The organism is Rugosimonospora africana (genome assembly GCF_016862975.1).
GTDB classification, from domain to species: domain Bacteria; phylum Actinomycetota; class Actinomycetes; order Mycobacteriales; family Micromonosporaceae; genus Rugosimonospora; species Rugosimonospora africana.
The window spans coordinates 21,409-44,103 of record NZ_BONZ01000106.1 but is presented as its reverse complement, the minus strand read 5'-3'; the positions used below and the strand labels follow the sequence as shown (position 1 = coordinate 44,103).

21 protein-coding genes and 1 pseudogene are annotated in these 22,695 nt (G+C 71.6%); 14 read left to right on the top strand and 8 right to left on the bottom strand.

Translation table 11 applies throughout. The features are described from left to right. The first annotated feature begins 443 nt into the window (after positions 1 to 443). The 3 genes from ahcY (at position 444) to Raf01_RS44775 (ending at position 4,229) form a co-directional block, all read left to right on the top strand. Positions 444 to 1,904: an adenosylhomocysteinase gene (ahcY, locus tag Raf01_RS44785; protein ID WP_203924258.1), complete on the top strand. Its 1,461-nt coding sequence runs from the start codon at positions 444 to 446 to the stop codon at positions 1,902 to 1,904. A gap of 170 nt (positions 1,905 to 2,074) precedes the next feature. Continuing rightward, positions 2,075 to 2,863: a DUF6585 family protein gene (locus tag Raf01_RS44780; protein WP_203924257.1), complete on the top strand. Its 789-nt coding sequence runs from the start codon at positions 2,075 to 2,077 to the stop codon at positions 2,861 to 2,863. A gap of 70 nt (positions 2,864 to 2,933) precedes the next feature. Continuing rightward, on the top strand, positions 2,934 to 4,229 hold the full coding sequence (locus Raf01_RS44775; RefSeq protein ID WP_203924256.1) for an FAD-binding protein: 1,296 nt from the start codon (positions 2,934 to 2,936) through the stop codon (positions 4,227 to 4,229). Here the strand turns inward: Raf01_RS44775 and Raf01_RS44770 are convergent. Further along, a complete protein-coding gene (locus Raf01_RS44770) occupies positions 4,211 to 4,639 on the bottom strand; it encodes a hypothetical protein (RefSeq protein WP_203924255.1) in 429 nt (142 codons plus the stop codon). The two genes, Raf01_RS44775 and Raf01_RS44770, sit on opposite strands and share 19 nt — an antisense overlap. A gap of 286 nt (positions 4,640 to 4,925) precedes the next feature. Between Raf01_RS44770 and Raf01_RS44765 the strand changes: the two genes are divergently transcribed. The 6 genes from Raf01_RS44765 to Raf01_RS44740 all read left to right on the top strand — a co-directional run bounded on the left by Raf01_RS44765 (position 4,926) and on the right by Raf01_RS44740 (position 9,737). Continuing rightward, on the top strand, positions 4,926 to 5,264 hold the full coding sequence (locus tag Raf01_RS44765) for a hypothetical protein (RefSeq protein ID WP_203924254.1): 339 nt from the start codon (positions 4,926 to 4,928) through the stop codon (positions 5,262 to 5,264). Positions 5,265 to 5,801: 537 nt separating this feature from the next. Then, complete coding sequence (locus Raf01_RS44760) at positions 5,802 to 6,551, top strand: amino acid ABC transporter ATP-binding protein (protein ID WP_203924253.1); 750 nt, start codon at positions 5,802 to 5,804, stop codon at positions 6,549 to 6,551. 52 nt (positions 6,552 to 6,603) lie between these two features. Next, on the top strand, positions 6,604 to 7,509 hold the full coding sequence (locus tag Raf01_RS44755; RefSeq protein WP_203924252.1) for a glutamate ABC transporter substrate-binding protein: 906 nt from the start codon (positions 6,604 to 6,606) through the stop codon (positions 7,507 to 7,509). 19 nt (positions 7,510 to 7,528) lie between these two features. Continuing rightward, complete coding sequence (locus Raf01_RS44750; RefSeq protein WP_239134473.1) at positions 7,529 to 8,185, top strand: amino acid ABC transporter permease; 657 nt, start codon at positions 7,529 to 7,531, stop codon at positions 8,183 to 8,185. Continuing rightward, a complete protein-coding gene (locus Raf01_RS44745) occupies positions 8,182 to 9,048 on the top strand; it encodes an amino acid ABC transporter permease (protein ID WP_203924251.1) in 867 nt (288 codons plus the stop codon). The genes Raf01_RS44750 and Raf01_RS44745 overlap by 4 nt, the downstream gene beginning before the upstream one ends. Before the next feature lie 41 nt (positions 9,049 to 9,089). Then, complete coding sequence (locus tag Raf01_RS44740) at positions 9,090 to 9,737, top strand: MOSC domain-containing protein (RefSeq protein WP_203924250.1); 648 nt, start codon at positions 9,090 to 9,092, stop codon at positions 9,735 to 9,737. Positions 9,738 to 9,918: 181 nt separating this feature from the next. Here Raf01_RS44740 and Raf01_RS44735 read toward each other — a convergent pair whose 3' ends face one another. Genes Raf01_RS44735 through Raf01_RS44725 form a run of 3 tightly spaced genes read right to left on the bottom strand, consistent with a single transcriptional unit; the run spans position 9,919 to position 12,817 of the window. Next, entirely contained in the window at positions 9,919 to 11,601 is a 1,683-nt protein-coding gene (locus Raf01_RS44735; protein ID WP_203924249.1) for a GMC family oxidoreductase, read from the bottom strand. Next, positions 11,595 to 12,353 (bottom strand): gluconate 2-dehydrogenase subunit 3 family protein, encoded by a 759-nt coding sequence (locus tag Raf01_RS44730; protein ID WP_203924248.1) that lies wholly within the window; start codon positions 12,351 to 12,353, stop codon positions 11,595 to 11,597. Before Raf01_RS44730 ends, Raf01_RS44735 begins: the two co-directional genes overlap by 7 nt. Then, positions 12,353 to 12,817: a hypothetical protein gene (locus Raf01_RS44725; protein ID WP_203924247.1), complete on the bottom strand. Its 465-nt coding sequence runs from the start codon at positions 12,815 to 12,817 to the stop codon at positions 12,353 to 12,355. Before Raf01_RS44725 ends, Raf01_RS44730 begins: the two co-directional genes overlap by 1 nt. A gap of 67 nt (positions 12,818 to 12,884) precedes the next feature. Between Raf01_RS44725 and Raf01_RS44720 the strand changes: the two genes are divergently transcribed. Next, positions 12,885 to 13,433: a metallophosphoesterase family protein gene (locus tag Raf01_RS44720; protein ID WP_373319765.1), complete on the top strand. Its 549-nt coding sequence runs from the start codon at positions 12,885 to 12,887 to the stop codon at positions 13,431 to 13,433. Positions 13,434 to 13,473: 40 nt separating this feature from the next. On the opposite strand, the gene Raf01_RS44715 is transcribed toward Raf01_RS44720, so the two are convergent. After that, on the bottom strand, positions 13,474 to 14,268 hold the full coding sequence (locus Raf01_RS44715; RefSeq protein ID WP_239134472.1) for an SAM-dependent methyltransferase: 795 nt from the start codon (positions 14,266 to 14,268) through the stop codon (positions 13,474 to 13,476). A 72-nt stretch (positions 14,269 to 14,340) separates the two neighbouring features. After that, positions 14,341 to 15,810 carry an MFS transporter gene (locus tag Raf01_RS44710; protein ID WP_203924246.1) on the bottom strand — a complete coding sequence of 490 codons (1,470 nt, stop codon included), beginning with the start codon at positions 15,808 to 15,810 and terminating at the stop codon, positions 14,341 to 14,343. A gap of 176 nt (positions 15,811 to 15,986) precedes the next feature. Between Raf01_RS44710 and Raf01_RS44705 the strand changes: the two genes are divergently transcribed. Further along, positions 15,987 to 16,676 (top strand): hypothetical protein, encoded by a 690-nt coding sequence (locus Raf01_RS44705; protein WP_203924245.1) that lies wholly within the window; start codon positions 15,987 to 15,989, stop codon positions 16,674 to 16,676. A 38-nt stretch (positions 16,677 to 16,714) separates the two neighbouring features. Here the strand turns inward: Raf01_RS44705 and Raf01_RS44700 are convergent, their stop codons facing one another. Further along, positions 16,715 to 17,290, bottom strand: coding sequence for a MarR family winged helix-turn-helix transcriptional regulator (locus Raf01_RS44700; RefSeq protein WP_203924244.1), 576 nt, complete (start codon positions 17,288 to 17,290; stop codon positions 16,715 to 16,717). 157 nt (positions 17,291 to 17,447) lie between these two features. Here Raf01_RS44700 and Raf01_RS44695 point away from each other — a divergent pair, with 157 nt between their 5' ends. Continuing rightward, the gene (locus tag Raf01_RS44695) at positions 17,448 to 19,991 is read left to right on the top strand and encodes an FUSC family protein (protein WP_203924243.1); all 2,544 of its coding nucleotides are present in this window, start codon (positions 17,448 to 17,450) and stop codon (positions 19,989 to 19,991) included. A 123-nt stretch (positions 19,992 to 20,114) separates the two neighbouring features. Here the strand turns inward: Raf01_RS44695 and Raf01_RS51115 are convergent. Beyond that, positions 20,115 to 20,309: pseudogene (locus Raf01_RS51115) on the bottom strand (MerR family transcriptional regulator); the annotation flags it as partial. A gap of 236 nt (positions 20,310 to 20,545) precedes the next feature. On the opposite strand from Raf01_RS51115, the gene Raf01_RS44690 reads away from it, so the two are divergent. Together Raf01_RS44690 and Raf01_RS44685 are read left to right on the top strand one after the other, a co-directional pair. Further along, positions 20,546 to 21,082, top strand: coding sequence for a LuxR family transcriptional regulator (locus Raf01_RS44690; protein ID WP_203924242.1), 537 nt, complete (start codon positions 20,546 to 20,548; stop codon positions 21,080 to 21,082). Between the two features lie 84 nt (positions 21,083 to 21,166). Further along, a complete protein-coding gene (locus Raf01_RS44685; RefSeq protein ID WP_203924241.1) occupies positions 21,167 to 22,684 on the top strand; it encodes an MFS transporter in 1,518 nt (505 codons plus the stop codon). Positions 22,685 to 22,695: the final 11 nt, after the last annotated feature.

Here is a 22,695-nt window from a genome sequence, read left to right as displayed (position 1 = left end):
CCGAAACCTCGCCCGGCAGTGACGTCGCCCGGCGGTAACGTCGCCCGGCGGTGGCCGGGTCAGGCGAAGCAGGCTACCGCAATCCTCTCCGGTCGCGGGTTCGCGAAGCCTCCCGGGTTCGGGATCCGGTTGCGGTCGCCGGGACGGCAGCGGTAGCGTCGGGTGCATCGCGGCTCGTTCCGCGGTCAGGTCCGAGAGGCGCTGCGACGGACGCGTGTCCGCCACGCTCGGTCCCTGACTACCCGTAAAAGGGCGCCTCCTGTCACCAGGGAGGCGAGTTTCCTGCCACCGGTCGCCGTGTTCCGGCTCTCCACGATCCGCCATCACCGCCGTGTCGCTGTCGGCCGCCGGTGACGGAGTGAGGGTTCGCGTCACACGTCGAACAGCCGTGCCCACGGCCCGGCGGGAGGACCTCACGACCTCCCAGGAAGTGAGGAAGACGCATGAGCGTCACGTTCCAGAAGGTCAACGGACTGGAGTTCGCGGTCGCGGACCTGGCGCTGGCGGCGTACGGCCGTACCCAGATCCGCCTCGCGGAGCACGAGATGCCGGGACTGATGGCGCTGCGGCGCGACTATGCCGCGGCGCAGCCGTTGCGGGGCGCCCGGGTCGCCGGTTCGTTGCACATGACCGTGCAGACCGCGGTGCTGATCGAAACGCTCGTCGCCCTGGGGGCGCGGGTGCGCTGGGCGTCGTGCAACATCTTCTCGACCCAGGACGAGGCGGCGGCGGCCGTGGTCGTGGGTCCGGACGGCACTGTGGAGGAGCCGGCGGGCACGCCGGTGTTCGCCTGGAAGGGCGAGACCCTCGACGAGTACTGGTGGTGCGCCGACCAGGTGTTCCGTTTCTCCGACGGCGACGGGCCCAACACGATCGTCGACGACGGCGGTGACGCCACCGTTCTGGTGCACCGGGGCGCCGCCTTCGAGGCGAAGGGCGAGGTGCCCGAGGCGGCCGACGACGACTCGGAGGACTACGTGGCCATGCTGGCCACCCTCGCGCGCAGCCTGCGCGAGGACGACCGGCGGTTCACCCGGATCGCGGCCGGCATGCGCGGTGTCACCGAGGAGACGACCGCCGGGGTAACCCGCCTGTACCGGATGGCGCGCGACGGTGAACTGCTGTTCCCCGCCATCAACGTCAACGACTCGGTCACGAAGTCGAAGTTCGACAACAAGTACGGCATCCGCCACTCGTTGGTCGACGGCATCAACCGGGCCACCGACGTGATGCTCGGCGGCAAGCTCGCGGTCGTCTGCGGGTACGGCGACGTCGGCAAGGGGGCCGTGGAGTCGCTGCGTGGCCAGGGTGCCCGGGTGGTGGTCACCGAGATCGACCCGATCTGCGCGCTGCAGGCCGCGATGGACGGCCTGGAGGTGGTCCGCCTCGAGGACGTCATCGAGCGGGCCGACGTCGTCATCACGACCACCGGGAACACCGGCATCGTGCTGGTGGAGGACATGGCGAGGATGAAGCACCAGGCGATCCTGGGCAACATCGGCCACTTCGACGACGAGATCGACATGGCCGGGCTGGCCCGGGTGCCGGGCATCCTGCGTACCCGGGTGAAGCCGCAGGTCGACGAGTGGACGTTCCCGGACGGGCACGCGGTCATCGTGCTGTCCGAGGGCCGGCTGCTCAACCTCGGCAACGCGACCGGCCATCCCAGCTTCGTGATGTCCAACTCGTTCAGCAACCAGACGATGGCGCAGATCGAGCTGTTCACCAAGCCCGGTGAGTTCGACCGGCAGGTGTACCGGCTGCCCAAGCGGCTGGACGAGAAGGTGGCGCGCCTGCACCTGGACGCGCTCGGCGTGCGGCTGACCGAACTGCGCCCGGATCAGGCGGAGTACATCGGCGTGGACGTCGCGGGGCCGTACAAGCCCGAGCACTACCGGTACTGATCCGATCCCCGCTCCCGGTGGCCGGCCGGACGACCAGTCTGGCTCTGACACCGCGCGACGACCCAGACCAGTCGGGTCGCGGGCCGGCCACCGGGCGGATACCATCTATCGATCATGATCACCCTATCGGTGCCGATCGATGGTAGCCAGGGCGCGGGGAGCGGAGTGCGATGACGCAGCACAGCCCGGACGGCGTGGGGCAGCAGATCCCGCCGGAGGTGGCGGCCGCGGCCGCGGCGTACCAGCTCGGACCGTACGTGGCTCTGTTCGGCCCCAATCGGCTGCCGAAGCGCACCGCCGGCGCCATCATCTTCGGCGTGCTCGCCGTGATCGGCGTGGTCGTGCTGTTCACGTCGTTCTGGCCGATCGGGGTGCTGCTGCTGCTCGCCTGCGCGTTCGGCGCCGTGCAGTTCGCCCGGTCGTTCTCCGTGACCCGCAGCCCACGGCGGATCCACCTGTACGCGGGCGGCTTCGTCTACGTCGATCCGCCGGCGGCGCCCGTGGTGTACCGGTGGGACCTGATCCCGGCGGTGTACCAGAGCATCACCAAGCACTATCGCAACAGCGTCTACACGCACACCACGTACGTCTACACGGTGCACGGGCAGGGCGACGCCAAGGTGGTGCTGACCAACTTCTGGGACCGCATCGAGGCGCTCGGCGAGAGGATCGAGCGCGAGGTGACCCGCGTCCACCTGCCGATGGCGGTGGCCGCCCTGCAGCGGGGTGAGCCGCTGCGCTTCGGCGACCTGACCGTTGCCCCGAACGGGCTGATCAGCGAGAAGCGGGGTCTGCTTCCCTGGTCCGACATCGAGAAGGTGCAGGTGCGCGCTGGGTTCATCCACGTCAGCCGGGCCGGCAAATGGCTGTCCTGGTCCAACACGCAGGTCGCCCACATCCCCAACCTGTTCGTGTTCCTGACCCTGGTGGACTCGTTGGGGCCGGGGATTCGGCGCTGACCGGGCTCGCCGGCGTCCGCCGGTCACGCGGATCATGGGGCCTGCCCACGGTGGTCGTATGCTGGCGGCGATGGACAGCGTAATCGTGCCGGCCGATGGGGTCTCCGAGGGACACATCACCAACTGGGCCGGCAATGTGACATTCACGGCAACTCGCCTGCACCGGCCGTCTTCGGTCGACGACCTGCGCCGCTTGGTCGCGGACGCGCCGCGGGTCCGGGTGCTGGGCACCGGCCACTCGTTCAACCGGCTCGCCGACACCGACGGCGTCCTCGTCTCTGTTGCCGGGCTGCCCCCGTCGGTCGAGGTGGACCCGGCCGGCCGCGGCGTGACGGTAGCCGCGGGCGTCCGGCTGGGCGACCTGGCCACCCGGCTGCACGCGCAGGGGTACGCGCTGGCCAACCTGCCGTCGCTGCCGCACATCTCGGTCGCCGGTGCGGTCGCGACCGGTACCCACGGCTCCGGTACCCGCAACCGCAACCTGGGCGCCGCCGTGTCGGCGGTACGGCTGGTCACCGCGGACGGCGACGTGCGCACCGTGCGCCGGGGCGAGGACGAGACGTTCGACGGCACCGTGGTGGCGCTGGGCGCGCTGGGCGTCGTGACCGGCCTGACGATGGACATCGTGCCGACCTTCGACGTCCGTCAGTACGTGTACGACGACATGCCGCTGGACCGGCTGGTGGAGCGGCTGGACGAGGTGCTGTCCGCCGGGTACAGCGTGAGCCTGTTCACCGACTGGGCCGGTGAGCGGGTCAACCAGGTCTGGGTCAAGCACCGCGTCGGCGATCCGGGCGAGCCGCCGGCCGGGCCGTGGCTGGGCGGCACACCGGCCGACGGTCCCCGGCACCCGGTACCGGGGATGTCCGCCGCGTACGCGACGGCGCAGCAGGGCCGGCCCGGCCCGTGGCACGAGCGGCTGCCGCACTTCCGGCTGGAGTTCACCCCGAGTAGCGGCGAGGAGTTGCAGACCGAGTACTTCGTCGCGCGCGAGCGGGCGGCCGCGGCGATCGCCGCCGTCAACGAGATCCGTGAGCGGATCGCGCCCGTGCTGCAGATCTGCGAGCTACGCACGATCGCGGCCGACGAACTGTGGCTGAGCCCGAACTACCGGCGGGACAGCCTGGCGCTGCACTTCACCTGGGTTCCCGACATCGCGGCGGTGACGCCGGTGGTCGCCGAGATCGAGCGGCGGCTGGATCCGTTCGCGCCCCGGCCGCACTGGGGCAAGGTGTTCACGATGGCGCCGTCCACGGTCCGCTCCCGGTACGAGCGGCACGCCGACTTCGTGCGGCTTGCCCACCGGTACGACCCGGCGGGCAAGTTCCGCAACGACTTCGTCGATTCCTACCTGGCGGCGGGCTGAGACAGCAGGGCCACCATGTCGTGGTGGTTGAGGTAGACGACGATGCGTAGCCGTCCCTCGTCGCGCCGCAGCAGGAAGGTGGACTCGATCCGCAACCGCTGTGCGCCGGTGCGCTCGGCGGTCCAGGCGGCGCGCACCAGCACGTGTCGGGCGTCGAGGTCGAGTTGGCTGGCGTCGGCGAGTTGGAGCGGGCCGATTCCCGCTTTCGCGAACAGCTGGCGCCGCGCGGGCAGGGCGGCGACGAGCGTGCCGCGGGCGAGCACCCTGGCCTGGTTCGGGTCGAGGGTGAGGAACTCCTCGGCGAAGTGTTCGCCGGAGTCCGCGTCCGGGTTGGCGCCCCGGGCCGCGTATTCGGCGAAGAAGGCGTCGACGTCGGGGGAGAGAGTCGTGGTCCAGGTAGAGGTAGTCACCGGACGATGCTAACGCGACTCGGACATAGCATAACATAAACGAAGATTTTCCGCAAGCGCTCGCGGGTCACGATCCGACATCGGCGCGTGCGGGCGGGTGGCGTGCACCGGATAGTCCTCTGTGGACACTCGCCGGTCCGGTGAAGCGGCAACCGCAGGAGCCGCCCGTCCACGCGGGTTCCGCGCTGCCCCGATTGTGACCGAACTGGAAATTATCCAACACTTTCGAATGCATCACTGCCGTGTAGCGTCGAACGCGATGCGCAGTAGGTGGAGCCGGCGGCACTTGACGACGACCTCTCTGGTCGCCGTCGCTCTCGCTGCCCTCCTCCTTCTCGGCCTGGCCCGGGTGGCGGTGGCAGGCCCGCACCGCGATCCCGCCGCCGGTGTCGTCGCGACCCATTCCGTCGCCGGGCACACCGCGCCCCTGCTCGCGTTGCGCGCGTTGCGGGCGCGCACCGGGCTGCCCAGGGCGGCGCATCCGCTCGGCGGCGTGCCGGCCGGGCTCGGTCTGGCTGTCGCGCTGCTCGCTCTGGCCGCTGTCGCCGGGCGCCGGGCGTCGCAGCCCGCCCGCCGGTTGTCGGCGCCGGACGTGCGCGGGCCGCCGCGCGTCGCCGCCCGCTGAGCCGTTCTCGCGTCTGGTGCGCTGCCCCGCGCGCCACGCCCGTCGCTCGTGACGAGTCGCTCCGTGACGCGTCGTTGGTGATTCGTCGTTCGGGATCAGCCGTCGCGGGTCGGTCGCCTCTCCAGCCGCCGTGGGCGGTGGCGGGAGTCGCAGTACGCCGCGTCGCGTTTCCGTGGCATCGCGGGCGGTGTGCCCGACTCGGGCGTGAGTCCTGACCCGCGTTCCATTCCCCGTCTCGTTTCCGTTCCGTGGGCGGCAACCGGCGCAGGCCGGGAATGCCGCCTCGCGAGTTCCCTGAGCGCGTAGCCATACCGTTCCGGCACAGCCACAGCCTCAGCACAGCCACCGTCCCGGCACAGCCACCGAGGAGGAGTCAGCAGTCATGTCCGGCATCCACAGCGCTCCCGCGCGGTTCCCGCACCGGACCGTCTCCTGTGGACCGGTGCCGCGCAGGCCCGTGCCCCGGCGGCCGGTGACCCCGCGACCGGTCGACCCACCGGCACCGGTAACCCGCACCCAGTCCCAGGACGGTTCCCGATGACCGATCCCAGCACCCCGCTGATCGCCGTCGAGCACGTCGACAAGTGGTTCGGTTCCCTGCACGTACTGCGCGACGTGAACCTCGACGTACGGCGCGGCGAGGTCGTCGTGGTCGTCGGGCCGTCGGGTTCCGGCAAGTCCACGCTGTGCCGGGTCATCAACCGGATCGAACCCATCGACTCCGGTGTCATCCGGGTCGACGGCCGCCCGCTTCCCGCCGAGGGTCGGGCCCTGGCCCGGCTGCGCGCCGACGTCGGCATGGTCTTCCAGCAGTTCAACCTGTTCTCCCACCGGTCCATCCTGGACAACGTCACGCTCGGTCCGGTCAAGGTGCGCGGCATCCCGCGCGAGCAGGCCAGGCGCCGGGCCCGGGAGCTGCTCGCCCGGGTCGGCATCGCCGATCAGGCGGACAAGATGCCGGCGCAGCTGTCCGGCGGGCAGCAGCAGCGCGCCGCGATCGCCCGCGCGCTGGCGATGGACCCGAAGGTGCTGCTGTTCGACGAGCCGACCTCCGCCCTCGACCCGGAGATGATCAACGAGGTGCTCGACGTGATGACCACGCTCGCCGGCGACGGCATGACGATGGTGGTGGTCACCCACGAGATGGGCTTCGCCCGGCGGGCCGCGGACCGGGTCGTGTTCATGGCCGACGGTCAGCTGCTGGAGCAGGCGCCGCCCACCGACTTCTTCGACCATCCGCGGACCGACCGGGCCCGCGACTTCCTCTCGAAGGTTCTCACCCACTAGCGCCGCCGAGGGACGGCCGTGGGGCCGCCCGACCGGGGGAAGGGAGACATTCATGCGTACCACCCGAATGGCCGTGGTCGCGGCGGTCAGCGCGCTCGCGCTGGCGGTCGTCGGCTGCGGAAGCACCAAGGATCTGGACAGTGGCAGCGGCAGCGGCACGCAGCAGAACAACAGCACCGGGTACCAGCTGAAGGCGGCCACGAGCCTGTCCGGCTCGGTACAGGCCATCAAGGACAAGGGCAAGCTCGTCGTCGGTACCAAGTTCGACCAGCCGGGTTTCGGCCTGCAGAACCCGACGACGCAGAAGGTCGAGGGCTTCGACGCGGAGATCGCCCGACTGATCTCCATCAAGATCTTCGGCTCGCCCGACAAGGTGGAGTTCAAGGAGGCCAAGACCGCAGTCCGCGAGCAGGTCATCCAGAACGGCGAGGTCGACCTGGTGGTGGCGACGTACACCATCAACGACGCCCGCAAGCAGAAGATCGACTTTGCCGGCCCGTACTTCCAGGCCGGGCAGGACATCCTGGTGCGCAAGGACAACAGCACCATCGCCAGCGTCACCGACCTGGCCGGCAAGAAGGTGTGCACCCAGCAGAACTCGACGTCGCTGAAGAACCTCCAGGACAAGGTGCCCGGGCTCAAGGCACAGACCCTGGACAGCTACGCGCTGTGCGCCGAGGGGGTCAAGGACGGCACGTACGACGCGCTGTCCACCGACAACGTGATCCTGCTCGGACTGGTGAGCAAGAGCCCCGACGAACTCAAGGTGGTCAACAAGCCGTTCACCACGGAGCCGTACGGCATCGGGTTGAAGAAGGGCGACACCGCCCTGCGGTCGTTCGTCAACGACGCGCTGGACGAGGTCTTCACCAACGGCGACTGGGACAAGGCATGGGCGAAGACGGCCGGCCAGTTCCTGCCTCAGGCACCGGCCAAGCCGTCGGTCGACCGGTACTGACGCGGGCAGCGGGACGGCCGTGAACGGCGTCGACTTTCTCGCGGACAGCCTGCCGGTGTTCTGGGCGGGCTTCCGCATCACGGTGCTGCTGGCGCTGGCGTCCTACGCGGGCGCGCTGATCCTCGGCGCCGTGCTGGCCGTCCTGCGGATCAGTCCGGCGGCTCCCGCGCGGGCCGCCGGACTGGCCTACGTGGAGTGGTTTCGCAACGTGCCGCTGCTGGTGCACCTGTTCGTGGCGATCCTGTGCCTGCCGAAGCTCGGGGTGCGGATCGGCCCGTTCACGGCGGCCTTCCTCGTCCTGGCCATGTACACCGCGGCCCAGGTGTGTGAGGCGCTGCGTTCCGGGGTCAACGCGGTGCCCCGGGGCCAGGCCGAGGCGGGTCGGGCGCTGGGCCTGACGTTCGGGCAGAACCTGCGGCACGTCATCCTGCCGCAGGCCGCCCGGACCGTCGTCCCGCCGCTGGGCAGCGTCTTCATCGCGCTGGTGAAGAACACGGCGGTGGCCAGCCTGATCGGTGTGGTCGACCTGACGTACCAGTTCGGCGAGCTGGCCCGGGACGAGCCCGGCCAGGTCATGACGTTGCTCGTCGCGGTCGCGTTCGGCTATCTGGTGATGACGATTCCCGCCGGGTACGCGGTCGCCCGGCTGCAGCGACGGGCGGCGGTGGCGCGATGACCACAGTGGACGAAGAGCGTCCGGCACCACCGGAGCTGGCCCCGGCACGCCGGGTGCGCCCGACTCCGGCGACTGCACTCTACGACGCGTTCGGGCCCCGTGGACGCCGGCGGGTGCTGGTCGCCACCGTGGTGTCCGTCGCGGTACTGGCCGGCTTCGCCGTGTTCGTGCTGTACCGGCTCGACCGGTACGGTCACCTGCAGCGGGCCCGCTGGTCGTACGTGCTGTCGCCGGAGATCCTGCGCTACCTCGGCGAGGGGATGCTCAACAACCTGAAGGCGTCGGTGATCGCCGGGGCCCTGGCCCTGGTCCTCGGGCTGGTGCTGGCACTCGGCCGGCTGTCCGGTACGCGGGCGATCCGGGTACCGGCGGTGGCCTGGATCGAGTTCTTCCGGGGCTTTCCGCTGGTGCTGCTGATCCTGTTCCCGTACCTGCTGTTCCCGGTGTACCTGCGGGCGGTCGATCCGCTGTGGTACGTGGTGATCGGGCTGACGCTCTACAACAGCGCGGTGATCGCGGAGGTCTACCGCGCCGGCATCCTGTCCCTCGACCGGGGCCAGCAGGAGGCGGCGTACGCCGTCGGGCTGCGCCACGGCCAGGCGATGCGGCTGGTGATCCTGCCGCAGGCGATCCGCCGGATGGTGCCGCTGCTGCTGACCCAGCTCATCATCCTGTTCAAGGACTCGACGCTGGGCGTCGCGGTCACCTACCCGGACGCGTTGCGGCGGGGCGAGACGATGGGGTCGTTCGAACCGCGCGTGGTGTTCCAGGCGATCATCGTGACCGCAGTGATGTTCTTCCTCGTCGGCCTGGTCGCCTCGCGGCTGGTGGGGGTGTTGGAGCGGCACTGGTCCCGCGGATAAGGCGCTGGCCCGAGGGATGAGGCACGACCTAGGGTGGGCGCATGGGCAGCATCCTGTCGGTGAACCTGGCGGTCCCCGAGGCGAGCAGCGCGAAGTCGGTGGGGATCACCGGCATCAACAAGCAGCCGGTCGACGGTCCGGTGCTGGTACGGGCGCCGGGTGCGCGGCCGGGCAGCGGTCTGGTCGGTGACCAGATCTTCGACGCGGCCGGCCACGGCGGCGACGACCAGGCGGTGTACGCGTACGCCCGGGAGGACTACGACTGGTGGGAACAGCGGCTGGGCCGCACCCTGCCCGGCGGCATGTTCGGGGACAACCTCACCACGGCCGGCGTCGAGGTCAACGGCGCGCTGATCGGGGAGCGCTGGCGGGTCGGTGACGACCTGGTCCTCGAGGTGTCCTGGGCGCGCATTCCTTGCGTCACGTTCGAGGCGCGGATGGCGGAGCCCCACTGGGTCAAGCGCTTCACCCGGGAGGCCCGGCCGGGGGCGTACCTGCGCGTCGTGGAGCCCGGGCAGGTGCGGGCCGGCGACCGGGTGACCGTGGTGGACCGCCCGGACCGCGGGATCAGCGTCGTCGAGGGGTTCCGGGCCTGGACTCTGCAGCCGGAGCTGCTGCCCCGGCTGCTGGAGGCCGACGGCGTGCCGGACGGGATGAAGGAGAAGGCCCGCAAGCGGCTGGGGCACTGACTCGCGCGGTCACCGCCACGCCCAGCCGCGCAGGTTGTTGAGGATCTCCTCGCCGCGGTAGCGCTGGACAGGGGTTCGGTTCGACGCGTTCCCGTGGCACGCCACGGGAACGCGCGGCGCCATCCCCATGGTCTAGCATCCTAGGATGCCTTAGGGGTTGTGCCTCCGCTCACCCAAAGCGTCAGCCGACGAGGTGGGCCGCCGCTCTCGCGGCCAGGGCCATGATCGTCAGCGCCGGGTTGGCCGCGCCCTGTGTCGGCAGCACGCTGCCGTCGGTGATGTAGAGGTTGGGGATCGCGAAGGTCCGGAGGTCGGGATCCACGACACCGTCGGTGGGCCGGGCCGCCATCCGGGCTCCGCCGACGAGGTGGGCGTACCGCCTGATGGTCATGAGTTCGCCCGCGCCGGCCGCGCCGAGGACGTCCCGCATCGTGGCGATCGCCGTCTCGGCCATCACCCGGTCGTTGTCGCACTCGCCGAAGGTGAACCGGGCGACGGGTAGGCCGTGCCGGTCGGTCTGAGCGTCGAGGGTGACCCGGTTGTCGGGCTGGGGGAGGAACTCGCACAGCGCGCCGAACGTCGCCCAGTGGATGTAGTCGCGCATGTACTCGCGTAGTGGCGCACCCCAGTGCCCCTCGGCGAGGACGTGTTCGGCGAACGTGATCGGCAGCGGTGCCACCGTCTGGAGGGAGAACCCGCGCTGGTACGGGCGGCCCGGGTCGGTCTCGTAGTAGTGCTCGCTGGACACCGACGGCGGGGGTGCCTTGTACGCGCGTACCTCGGCGCTGAACCGGCCGGCGACCTGCGGGGCGCCCTGCACCATCAGGTACCGGCCGACCTGGTCGTGGTCGTTGCACAGGCCGTCGGGGAACCGCCGGTTGGCGGAGTTGAGCAGAAGCCGGGGCGTCTCGATGGAGTACCCGGCGACGGCGACCAGGCGGGCGGCCTGGAAGTGTTCGACGCCGCCGTGCAGGTAGTGCACGCCGGTGGCCAGTCCGGTGCGTTCGTCGAAGCCGATCCGGCTGACCATGCAGTCCGCCCGGATCTCGGCGCCGTGTGCCAGGGCGTCGGGGATGTGGGTGATCAGTGGGGACGCTTTCGCGTTCACCTTGCAGCCCTGGAGGCAGAAGCCGCGGTAGATGCAGTGCGGTCGGTTGCCGAAGCGGCCGTTGGTGATGGCGACGGGGCCGACCTTGGTGGGGATGCCGAGTGCGTGGCAGCCGGCCTGGAAAAGCAGGGCGTCGCCGGACACGGGGTGGGGGGAGTGCGGGTACGAGTGGGGCTCGCCCCATGGCCAGTGTTCTCCGGCGACGGGTAGCTCCTCTTCGAGGTCGCGGTAGAAGGGGCGTAGCTGTTCGTAGGTGATCGGCCAGTCGACGCCGACGCCGTCGCGGGAGTAGGTGGCGAAGTCGGACGGGTGCAGTCGCGGCGCGTACCCGGCGTAGTGCACCATCGAGCCGCCGACGCCTCGGCCGGAGTTGTTGCTTCCCAGCGGTACCGGGTTGATGCCGTCGATGACTCGGGGTTCGTTCCAGTACAGGTGGTGGGAGCCGGCCTCGTCGCTGACCCAGTCGACGTCGGGGTCCCAGAAGGGGCCGGCGTCGAGGGCGACGACGCGCCATCCGGCGTGGGCGAGCCGTTGGGCGAGTGTGCCGCCGCCGGCGCCGGCTCCGACGATGACGGCGTCGACTTCGTCGTCGTCGCGGTAGCGGCGCATGTCGCGGCGCAGTTGGTAGTTGGTGCGTTCGTCGCCGGTGGGCAGCAGCCAGGCGGAGGCGTTGCGGGCGGCGACGTGGTCGCCGGCGCCGGCGAACAGGCGTCGGGTGATGCGGGAGCCGATGCCGGTCACCGGTCGGTTCACCATTCGGGTTCGTCGTGGAGCGGGTCGCGGGACAGGCCGATCACGGGTGGGTGTGGGTAGTGAGTGTCGTGGCGGCGGGCGTCTTCGACTTCGCGGGCGAGTTGGACGAGGTCGCGGTCGGGGTCGCGGTCGGGGACCTCCCAGGGTTCGCGGCGGTCGAGGCCGAGGTTCTTGTACCCGCGGGGGTAGGCGGGGCCGCCGAATCCGATTTCGTTCCATGCCCAGGGGTGGGCGTAGAACGCGGCGGTGGCGTATCGGGTCCAGAGGCTCCAGACCCGGGCGGCGGGCATGCCGTGCCAGTCGCCGGTGCCGTGCAGGTTCATGCCGGCGATGGGGGCGATGATGTGGCCTTGTTTGGCCCAGGTGAGCAGGCCGAAGTCGGTGCCGTAGGCGCGCCGGGCGTCATCGTTGAGGGCGTGGAGGCTGTCGCGCCAGGCTTGGCCGTCGTGGGGTAGGTCGTGGTAGCGCCAGCCGTCGGTCTGTGATTCGGCGAGCCGGGCGTCGATCATCTGGAGTACGGGCACCCGGGGCTCGTGGCGTTGGTCGAGGATCTGGTCGAGGAGTGCGCAGGCGATGGGTTCTTCGTCCTGGGTGAAGTAGCGGATCGGTGGGGGTGGGCCGAGGCGGCGTAGGACGACTCCGGCGGTGACGACGTCCCAGGTGGGTAGTTGGGTGATGACGTCGTATCCGGGGAATTTCTCGCGGCGGTCGCCGGGGGTGCGGTTGACTCCCCGGGGGATCCGGTTGACGGCCATCAGGGTTCCCGGCGCAGGACGGCGGCGAGGAGGCCCATTCCGCCGACCATGGCCATGAGCATGGGGGCGAGCAGTGGTGGGCCCATTTCGATGTTGTATCGGGCGAGGGCCCAGCCGCCGGGGCGTTGGGCGATGCCGCGTACGTGGAGGTAGGTGCCCTGGATTCCGTTGGCGATGATCGCGAGGGAGGCCAGGGGGAGGGCGGTTTTGGCGGCTTTGCGGTTGACGACGGCGGCGATGCCGGCGAGTGCGCCGACGGGTCCGAGGGCGACGGGTATCCACATCATTTTGTTGCCGAAGCTGGCGCGGTCGTGTTCGAGGAAGATTTCTCCGGCGGTGACGAGGGCGCCGAGGGCGGTGAGCGCGGACATGGATCGCTCGAACCGGCCGGTTTCGATGTCGCGCAGCAGGCGGTCGAGCGTGTGCACGGGTGCCGGCTGGGTGTGCCGGTGGTTCCTGGCCACGCGGGTGTTTTTCCGGGTTGGGGCGGCTCAAACCGCCGATTGTGGGTGTCTGCGGACGGGGTGGGCGATGGTGGCCTCCGGTTGGGTGCGGCGGGTGGCCGGCCCGTACGGTGGTGGGGTGCGCGTGGTGATGACCGCTGATACGCATGTGCCGGTCCGGGCTAGGGATCTGCCGGCGGTGTTGTGGTCGGCGGTCGAGGCCGCCGATGTGGTGGTCCACGCGGGTGACTGGGTCGATGAGGCTCTGCTGGATGCGTTGTCGGAGCGGGCGGCGCGGTTGGTGGGGGTGTTCGGCAACAATGACGGTCCGCGGCTGCGGGCGCGGTTACCGGAGGTTGCCCGGGTCGAGCTGGGTGGGTTGCGGGTGGCGGTGGTTCACGAAACCGGGCCGGCGGCGGGTCGGGAGCGCCGGTGTGCGGCCCGGTTTCCGGGGTGCGATGTGTTGGTGTTCGGGCATTCGCACATCCCGTGGGACAGTGTGGCGCCGGGTGGTCTGCGGTTGCTCAATCCGGGTTCGCCGACTGATCGGCGCCGTCAGCCGAGTGCGACGTTTCTGACGGCGGAGGTGGTCGGTGGCGAGTTGACCGGGGTGGAGTTGCACGCGGTGTCCCGGTAGCCCGTGGGCCGCTGCCGGCGGGGTGCTGGTGGCGGGGTGTTCAGCGTTTGATGGCCACGCCGCCGTACATCTGCACCTGGGTGTCGTCGAGGGTGCCGGCCTGGGGGTTGGGGCGCCAGCGGTGGACGAGTGCGACGCCGGGGTCGACGAGGGCCAGGCCGGTGAACAGTGCTTCGACTTCGGCCCGGGTACGGGCTTTGGAGGTGATGCCCTGCGCGTTGGCGACGGCTACGCCTTGGGAGGTTTCGGGGGCGGTGTCGGTGGTGGCGGTGGACAGGGCGAGCACGCTGCCGGGGGCGAGTGGTTCCAGCAGGGTGTTGATGATCCGTTGCGCTTCCTGGTCGTCGAGGACGTAGTGCAGGATCGCGAGGAGGCTGACGGCGACGGGTTGGGTCAGGTCGAGGGTGTCGGTGAGTTCGGCGGAGCCGAGGATCTTGCCGGGGTCGCGTAGGTCGGCGTCGATGTATGCGGTGCGGCCGGCGGGTGTGCCGGTCAGCAGTGCGCGTGCGTGGACGAGCACGATGGGGTCGTTGTCGGCGTAGACCACCCGGGCGTCCGGGGTGACGTCCTGGACGATCTCGTGCAGGTTGGGTGGGGTGGGTAGGCCGGTGCCGACGTCGAGGAATTGCCGCATGCCGAGGTCGGCGGCCATGTAGTGGGCGACGCGGCTCATGAAGTCGCGGTTGGCGCGCATGGAGACGGGCAGTGTGGGCCAGTCTTCGACGATGCGGTTGGCCGCGTCGCGGTCGGCCTGGAAGTTGTCTTTGCCGCCGAGCAGGTAGTCGTAGATCCGTGCGGGGTGGGGGATGTGGGTCCTGAGATCCACTGGGTTCACGGCGCGCCTCCATGATCGTCCGCGGTTCAACCTATCCCACGGGCTGGGGTGTGCGCAGCGGCGGTCTCCGGGTTATCGGTCGCAGCGGGCGGCGGTGGCGACGTCGGCGGGGTAGGTGCGCCGGGTGGCCAGTGACAGGGCGCCGTTGACCAGCAGGGGGATGAGCATGATGAGGAACGCGTCGCGGAGGCCGGCGGCGCGGTTGGTGCCGCCGCCGAGGGTGTCGGCGATGAAGCCGAAGGTTGGTGGTGCGGCGGCTTCGGCGACCAGTCGCAGGACGGTGCGTACGCTTTCGGCCCGGCCCCAGAGTCCCCCGGGGACGATGTCGAGGCGGGCGGCGTCCAGTGGCGGGTTGGCGGAGGCGAGTGCGGCGGCGCCGGCGGTGAACAGGGGGATGGCGATCCACAGTGTGGAGCTGAGCAGGCCGGGGGCGAACAGGAGGCTGGCGGCGCCGAAGCCGATGGCGGGGGCGGTGACCCGGGCGGCGATGGCGCCGTGGCGCAGGGCGGTGTCGGTGAGCCGGCCGCCGAGGATGACGCCGGTGAGGGCGCCGAGTCCGACGATCGGTACGAGGCCGCTGAGGACGGTCTGGGAGATGTGGAACTGGCGTTGGATGAAGATGACGACGAAGGTGCGCAGTCCGGCGAAGAAGAAGTAGCCGACGGCGGAGGCGAAGATGAGGATCCGGTTGGTGGGGATGCTCAGCAGGTACCAGACCGATCGCCACAGGGGCAGTTCCCGGGCGGGTTGGCGCAGGACGCGGGTGTCGACGGGGGTGATGCCGGCCTGGCCGATGATGGCGGTGACCCGGCCGTCGCCGTGGTCGCCGGTGGCGGGTTCGTCGCCGGCCGGGGGTTGGTCGTTGCCGGCGAGCGGGATGGTGGGCGCGTCGTGTGGGATCCAGCTGGTGCCGCCGCGGCGGGGTTCGGGCATCCATCGCCATACGGCGGCGGCGAGGCCGAGGCTGGCGAGGGCGAGGAGGAAGAACGCGTACCGCCAGGACAGCGCGGCGGCGACGTCGCCGCCGACGAGTAGTCCGAAGCCGGCGCCGAGGAGTTCGCCGGACAGGATCCAGCCGTAGGCGCGGGCGCGTTCGGTGGGTGGGAACAGGTCGCCGACGAGGGAGGCGACGGCGGGTCCCGCGGCGGCGAGGGCGGCGCCGAGCGCGATTTGGGCCAGCAGGAGCGACAGGTACGAGGTGGCCAGGCCGGCGGCCAGCATCGACGCGCTCCAGATGGCGATGGTGACGACGAGGACCCGTACCCGGATGGTGCGGTCGGCGAGGACGCCGACGGGCAGGCTGATGAGTGCGCCGACTCCGGCGGATACCCCGGAGAGCAGGCCGAGTTCGCCGTGGTTGATGTGGAGGTCGTTTTCCAGTTGGTTGGCGACGGCTCCGATGGTGCCGGCGTTGGCGGAGTTCAGGGCGAGGACGCCGGCGAGGATGGCGATGACGCGGGCCCGGGCGGGGCCGCCGAGGAGGGCGATGAGTCGTCCGGCGAGGCGGCGCGGCGAGCGGGTGTCTCCGTTGCCGCTGTGCATTGTCCCCGTCCGTGTCCCTGCCGTCCGGTGTTCCCGGTTCGCGTTCCCCCCGGTCGGCGCCGGGTCGGGTCGCCGCCATCGGGTGAACGTCCCCCTGTCGCTGGTGCGGCAAACCCGGTGCCGGGCGCGTCGCGGTGCCCCCTGGCCGGGTCGCGACGTTGCTACCATCGGCCGTCGTGAGTGGGCAGGCCCCGGTGGGGGAGCACGGGCAGGTGCGGGTCGGTCTGGGCCGGTCGAATGGGTCGGTCGTGGTTCTGGTGCTGGCCTTCCTTCTCATCGTGATTTTCGCTGGCGGGTACGGCGGGTGGACGTCGACGCAGACGTCGGCGCGGGTCATCGGGTTCGGGGTGGCGGCGGGGTTCATGGTGCCGCTGGTGATGATGGTTGTGCGGCTGCCCCGGTTGCTGCGGCCGCGGTGGGTGGTCCTCGACGCGGTCGGGTTGCGTATTCAGCACGGCCCGGAGGAGGTCGTGGTGCCGTGGCCGGAGATCGTCGGGTTCGGGTTGGGGTATGAGGTGCCGCCGGCGGAGCGGTTCGCGGTGCCGTTGTCGAAGGACGACGTGGCGGATCTGGCGAAGGACTACCTGGCCGGCAGGGTGCAGGAGGCGTTGCAGGTCAGCGACAAGCGGCGTATCGCGTTGGAGATCTACCCGTGGCATCCGGCGGCGGAGCAGTACTACCGGAAGCTGGCGCCGTACTGGAAGCGGGATGTGCCGCCGGTGGCAGGGTTGCCGGACTTCCTGTGGCGTTTTCCGATGCCGCCGGTGGTGTCGATCGGGCAGGCGGTGGAGCAGGGTGCTCGGGTGGTGGCGCCGCAGCGGTGGTTGGGGTGGTTCCAGCGGCCGTGGAGCGGGTCGGCGAAGTAGTGGTCGTCGGCCGTGTCGGTCAGCGGGTCGACGCGCGGTTACCCACCCTGCGGCGTTTCGCCGTTCCTGTCCGTTTTCGCCGGTGGTCGGGCGCCGAGGTAGTGCTCGGCGACCGCCCGGTTGTACCGGGCGAACCCGTCGCCGCAGGCGCGCAGTTCTTCCTCGGTCCAGCCGGCGAGGAGTTCGACGAGGTTGTCACGGCGTAGCCGGCGGACCCGGACGGCGCGGGCGTGGCCCCCGGGGGTCGGGGTGATGATGCTGCGCCGCCGGTCGGCGGGGTCGGCGGCCCGGTCGATGAGGCCGGCCTGTTGCATCGCGGCGACCTGGCGGCCGGCGGTCGACGGGTCGAGTCCGATGGCGGCGGCCAGCGTGTTGATGTCGGCGGGGCCGATGGCTTCCAGGACGCGCAGCAGGAGGTAGCCGGCCCGGTCCAGGTCGCCGTACAGGTCGGCGCGGCGGCGCAGCAGTTCGAAGTTGCGGACCAGGACGGCGGACTGGACCTCGATCAGGTCGAGGGCGTCGGCCGCCTGTGCCGACCAGTGGCTGGCCGCGGTCGCGGCGGGCTGTCGACCAGCGGATTCCCGGTCGTCTGGCTGCCGCTCGGTAGCGATCATCACACCTTCTCGCCTGGCTTCCGACCCCGAATTATCGGTACTATACACATATTGGGTTGCCACGGTACGCGCGCCGGACGATCTGGCTGCAGGCGAGTGGCGCCGGGGGGTGAAAGAAACGGTCAGGCTCTCTTGGCTCCAGCGCGCCCGGGATCGGGTGGCGGGTTCCGACCCCGGCTGGACCCGGCTACGGATGGCGGTTTCCGGCGGTGTCGCGATCGCCACCGCGCTGGCGCTGGAGTACGGCATCTCCCGCGCCACCCACGCCTCGGCGCAGGCCCAGGTGATCGCGATGATGCTGGGTGCCGTGGTCGCCATGATGGGCTCGATGGCGCTGACCGCGGCCAGCGCCTGGGCGAACGCGCGCACCGCGGCGTTCTTCCCGGTGGCGCTCGGTGCCGGCATGGCCGCCGGTGTCGCGGTCGGTCGGCACACCGACCTGACCCTGATCGTGTTCGTCGTGGTCATGTTCGTCGCCGTGATCATCCGCCGGTTCGGCGCGGCTTTCTTCTTCTACGGCTTCCAGCTGTGGATGGGCTACTTCTTCGCGTCGTTCACCCACGCGACCGTCGGCACCCTGCCGTCGATGCTGGTGACCGTGGTCGCCGCGTCGGCCTGGGTTCTGCTGCTGTCCGTCACGGTGCTGCGGACCAGTTCGCGGCGCGCCCTGGCCCGTACCCGGCGGGCGTTCGCCGCCCGCTCCCGGGACGTGGCCCGGATGAGCGCGGCACTGCTGGAGACCGCGGTCACCGACCCGGAGCAGGTGCCGCGGGCGCGGCGCCGGCTGACCGCGCACCAGGCGCGGCTGGCCGAGGCCGCGCTGATGATCGAGGCGTGGTCCGCCGAGCCCGGCGCGCTGCCAGCCGGCCACTCGGCGGTGGCGCTGCGCCGGCATCTGCTGGACGCCCAACTGGCCATCGACGGAGTCGCGGCCGCGGCAGGGGAGTTGGCGGCAAGCGGCCAGACCGGGCTGATCGTCGAGGCGGCCGGGGTCACCGGGCTGCTGGCGGGCAACGAGTACGCCGCCGCCGACCGGGCCGCCCGCGACCTGCTCGCCCGTGACCCGGTCGGCCGGGACGCCGGCACCGCCCGGGAACACGCCGGCCCCGGGGCGGCGTCGTCACAGGCCCGGCACCTGGCCGCGTCGACGGCGCAGTTCGTCGCCGTCGCCCGCCGGGGCGTCGACCGGCCCACAACGGACCCCGCCGACCGGGCCGCCGACGAGTTCGAGCCGGCGGTCAGCCTGGCCATGGGCAACCTCCCCGGCTCGCCGGCCTTCGCCAGCGCGGTCGCCCCCCGGGGACGCCGGTGGAACCCGCTGACCCGGCTGGACTTCGTCGCCCGGCAGGCGGTTCAGGCCGCGGTGGCCGGTGGCCTGGCGATCCTGATCGGACGGGAGATCTCCCCGGCCCGGTACTACTGGGCGGTGCTCGCCGCGTTCATCGCGTTCAGCGGTACCGCGACCCGGTCGGAAACCTCGATCAAGGCTGTCAACCGGGTGATCGGCACCGTAGCCGGGCTGGTCGCCGGGCTGGCCCTGGCGCACGCCACCACGGGTCACACGATGTGGATCCTGGCCGTGGTCGTGGCCAGCATGTCCGCCGGGCTGTACCTGATGCGGATCTCCTACCGGTACATGATCTTCTTCATCACGATCATGATCGCGCAGCTGTACAGCGTGCTGCACGAGCTGTCCGACGCCCTGCTCATGTTGCGGCTGGAGGAGACCGCCGCCGGTGCCGCGATCGGTATCACCGTCGCTCTTCTGCTGGCCCCGCTGAGCACCCGGGACGTGGTCGGGACCGTCCGCGGTGACCTGTTCACCGCGCTCGGTGACCTGCTGCGCGCCGCCGCCGACCATGCCGGCGCCGAGTCCGCCGACGCCGCCGTGGGTGGCCAGCCGGCCGATACGCGCCATGACCTGGACGCGCTGATCCGTGCCGTGGACACCCGGCTGTACCAGCTGCGGCTGGCGGCGGCGCCGCTGACCCGCCCGCTGGTGTGGGGCAACAGCCCGAGCCGTACCCGGCACCGGCTGACCCTGTACGCGGCGACCGCGCACTACGCCCGCAGCCTCGCCGCCGCCGTCCGTACACCGGGGCCGTCGCCCCGCGCCGGGCAGCTGAGCGGGGCCCTGGCCGACGCGGTGACCGCGATGGCGCCGGGCGACGGCCCGGACCAGTCGCCGCGGCAACGCAGGGCCCTGGCGCTGGCCCACCTCGCCGCCGCCGACGAGGTCCTGTACGGCCGGCCGCTGCCCGCCGCGGCGAAGTGGCCCGCCGACCCGTGGCCGGCCGCCGGGGCACCCGCGCCGGCCGACGCGGCCGGCGACGCGACGCTGCGGGCACTGGTCCACCTGCGTCAACTGATCGGCGAGATCGTCGAGTTCGCGCTGCCCGGCCCCGGCTCACCGCCTGACGCGGGTACCGGCGACGAGGCCGAACCGTCCCGGGGACAGTCAGCGCCCGACCCCGGGGAGCCGGCCTCGCCGCCAGCCGACCGGTTCCCGTTCGGGGCGCGGGTGCGCCGGACGGCGACGAGAGCGGGTGTCCACCGCCGCACCGGTGACGCGTGGCCGGCGGCGGTGGACACCGCGCCGGAGCCCGGCGACGGCACCGCCGGCGAGCGGCACGCGCTGCGTGGCGGCGACTCCCGGACCAGCCGGCACCGCCGCCGGGGGGTGTCCCGGCCGGTCCGCTGAGCCCCGGCCGGATCGGTGACGGTGATGGTCACCTGGACGATGCGGGGCGTGGTCGGCTCGGGCATGGCGACTCCGTGTTCGAGATAGCGGTCTACCCGTCGACTCGGGGCCGTCGAGCACCTCACGGACGGCGTCGATGGGCAGGTCGACCCGCCGCAGCGCGCCGATGGTCCGCGCCCGGCGCAGTTGGTCCGGCCGGTACCGGCGGTACCCGGTGGCGGGGTCGACGAACGCCGGCCGGAGCAGGCCGAGTTCGTCGTAGTGCCGCGGCGCGTTGATCGACAGGCCGCTGACGAGGGCGAACGCTCCGATGCTCACCAGGTTGTCGTCGCTCACCCGGACAGGATCGCGTCTCGGGCTACCCGAGAGTCAACCCGCGTCCGCGACACCGTCCGAACGGCCCCGGTCGAGGTCACCGGCGAGCCGACCCGCAGGATCTCTGGACAGCCCGGTATCTGTCGCGAGACGGTGGAGGCGCACGGCCGCTCGGGCATGCGCACGCTGGGCGCACGCATCCGGGCGGAGGCTGTCGCCATCGCCCAGGAGGTTCTCGGATGAGTACCCCCCGCTACGTGGTCCCCACCGGCACCGAGGCCATCAGCGCCCTGCGCCGGCTCAGCCGCGCTGGCTGGCGTACCCGCGAAGGTTTCGCGCTCGCCGAACCGGCGTGGGACGTGACCATGAAGCGGCTGGTGCTCTACGGGCGGGTCGCCGACCTGGACACCGCGCAGTTGGCGGTGCACGCCGCGGCCCGAGGCGCCGGGGTGGTGGCCATCGCCGACCTCACCAGCGAGGTCGGCCGGACGCTGCTGGCCGATCTGGGCCGGCTCGGCCCGGTGATGCGCGACCCGGACACCGACGCCGCCGCCACCGAGGCGACGGTTCGGTCGGAGGCGCCGAGCCTGCTGCCGGAGCAGCGGGCGCTGCTGGAACGGCTGGCCAACGGCGAGACGATCGCCGCCGCCGCGGCGGCGGAGTACCTGTCGCTGCGCACCGCGAACCGGCGCATCGCGCAGGCCCGGCAGGCGCTGGGTGCGCGGACCACCCGGGAGGCGGTGCTGGTCTTCCTGCGCCAGCGCAAACCCAGCTGACCCGGCGCCGGCCGTCCCAGCTGACCCGGCAGCGGCCGTGCGCGGCTTGACCTGAAGCGCGCGCGAGGTTTTAGCGTCGGATTCATGAGCACCTCCCTTCAACCGGCCACCGTGACGGCCGGACGCGGCCCGGCCCCGGGCGACGTGCCCGAACCGAGCCAGCGCCGCCGGCTCCTGGTCCTCGCGATCTGCTGCGCCAGCATGATCGTCGTGGTCATGGACATCACCATCGTCAACGTCGCTTTGCCGGCGATCCGTCGCGACCTGCACGCTTCGGAGTCCGGTCTGCAGTGGACGATCGACGCGTACACCCTGGTGCTGGCCAGCTTCCTGGTACTGGCCGGGTCCACCGCCGACCGGGTCGGCCGTCGCCGGGTCTTCCAGATCGGCCTGGCCGCGTTCGGCCTCGGCTCGCTGCTCTGCGGTCTGGCGCCGGGCATCGGCTGGCTGATCGCGGCGCGGGCGCTGCAGGCCGCCGGTGGCACGATGCTCAACCCGGTGGCGCTGGCGATCGTGGCGACCACGTTTCCCGAACCGGCGCAGCGGGCCCGGGCGATCGGCGTGTTCGGCTCGATGAGCGGCCTGTCGCTGGCGCTCGGCCCGATCCTCGGCGGCGCCCTGGTCGACCGTCTCGGCTGGCACGCCATCTTCTGGATCAACGTGCCGATCGTGGCCGTCACGATCGTGTGCACCGCGCTGTTCGTCCCCGAGTCCCGTGCCGGCCGGGCGCGCCGGTTCGACCCGGTCGGTCAGACGCTGATGGTGCTGATGCTGGGCTGTGTCGTCTCCCCGGTCATCGAGTCCGAGCGGCTGGGCTGGACCTCACCGGTCATCCTCGGACTGCTCGCCGTCGCGGTGCTGGCCGCGCTGGGCATCCTCGGGTACGAGCGGCGACGTACGGATCCGCTGCTGGAGCTACGCCTGCTGCGCAGCGCGCCGCTCTGCGCGGCGATCCTGATCGCGCTGTTCGCCCTGTGCGGGTTCAGCGCGTTCCTGTTCGTGACCACCCAGTACCTGCAGGACGTGCGTGGCATGGCGGCGCTGCCGGCCGGGCTGTGCCTGCTCCCGGTCGGGCTGCTGGTCATCGTGCTGTCGCCGCGCGCCGGCCGGCTCGTCGGCGCGCGGGGCCCCCGGCCGCCGCTGGTGGTCGCCGGGGCCGCGCTGGCCCTGGGCGCCGGCGCGTCGCTGTGGCTCGGCCCGGCCACCCCGCTGCCCGCGGTACTCGCGACCTACCTGCTGTTCGGTGTCTTCCTGGCCGCGGTCAACCCACCGATCACCAACTCGGCGGTCGCCGGCATGCCCCGGTCGATGGCCGGGCTGGCCGGTTCGTTGGCCTCCGCCGGCCGGCAGACCGGCACCACCCTGGGGGTCGCGATCGCCGGAACGATCGTGGGAGCGGCGTCGACCCGCGGCGGGGCGGCGTTCACCGTCGCGGCGCACCGGGTCTGGTGGCTGGTGCTCGGGCTCGGCGTCGGGATCCTGGTCCTGGGGCTGGTCAGCACCGGGCGCTGGGCCGCGGGTACCGCCGGTCGGGCGGCGGCGCTGTTCGAGCGGGTGGATCCGGGCACCGACCGCCGGGTCGCCGCCGGAGGTCACCGGTGATCGTCGCCGGA

Coding starts and splice junctions, on each gene's coding strand:
- Raf01_RS44755 (WP_203924252.1), top strand. CDS start 6,604: ATGCGTACCACCCGAATGGCCGTGGTCGCGGCGGTCAGCGCGCTCGCG.
- Raf01_RS44720 (WP_373319765.1), top strand. CDS start 12,885: ATGGTGGCCTCCGGTTGGGTGCGGCGGGTGGCCGGCCCGTACGGTGGT.
- Raf01_RS44745 (WP_203924251.1), top strand. CDS start 8,182: ATGACCACAGTGGACGAAGAGCGTCCGGCACCACCGGAGCTGGCCCCG.
- Raf01_RS44700 (WP_203924244.1), bottom strand. CDS start 17,290: ATGATCGCTACCGAGCGGCAGCCAGACGACCGGGAATCCGCTGGTCGA.
- Raf01_RS44760 (WP_203924253.1), top strand. CDS start 5,802: ATGACCGATCCCAGCACCCCGCTGATCGCCGTCGAGCACGTCGACAAG.
- Raf01_RS44740 (WP_203924250.1), top strand. CDS start 9,090: ATGGGCAGCATCCTGTCGGTGAACCTGGCGGTCCCCGAGGCGAGCAGC.
- Raf01_RS44710 (WP_203924246.1), bottom strand. CDS start 15,810: ATGCACAGCGGCAACGGAGACACCCGCTCGCCGCGCCGCCTCGCCGGA.
- ahcY (WP_203924258.1), top strand. CDS start 444: ATGAGCGTCACGTTCCAGAAGGTCAACGGACTGGAGTTCGCGGTCGCG.
- Raf01_RS44735 (WP_203924249.1), bottom strand. CDS start 11,601: ATGGTGAACCGACCGGTGACCGGCATCGGCTCCCGCATCACCCGACGC.
- Raf01_RS44685 (WP_203924241.1), top strand. CDS start 21,167: ATGAGCACCTCCCTTCAACCGGCCACCGTGACGGCCGGACGCGGCCCG.
- Raf01_RS44690 (WP_203924242.1), top strand. CDS start 20,546: ATGAGTACCCCCCGCTACGTGGTCCCCACCGGCACCGAGGCCATCAGC.
- Raf01_RS44780 (WP_203924257.1), top strand. CDS start 2,075: ATGACGCAGCACAGCCCGGACGGCGTGGGGCAGCAGATCCCGCCGGAG.
- Raf01_RS44775 (WP_203924256.1), top strand. CDS start 2,934: ATGGACAGCGTAATCGTGCCGGCCGATGGGGTCTCCGAGGGACACATC.
- Raf01_RS44730 (WP_203924248.1), bottom strand. CDS start 12,353: ATGGCCGTCAACCGGATCCCCCGGGGAGTCAACCGCACCCCCGGCGAC.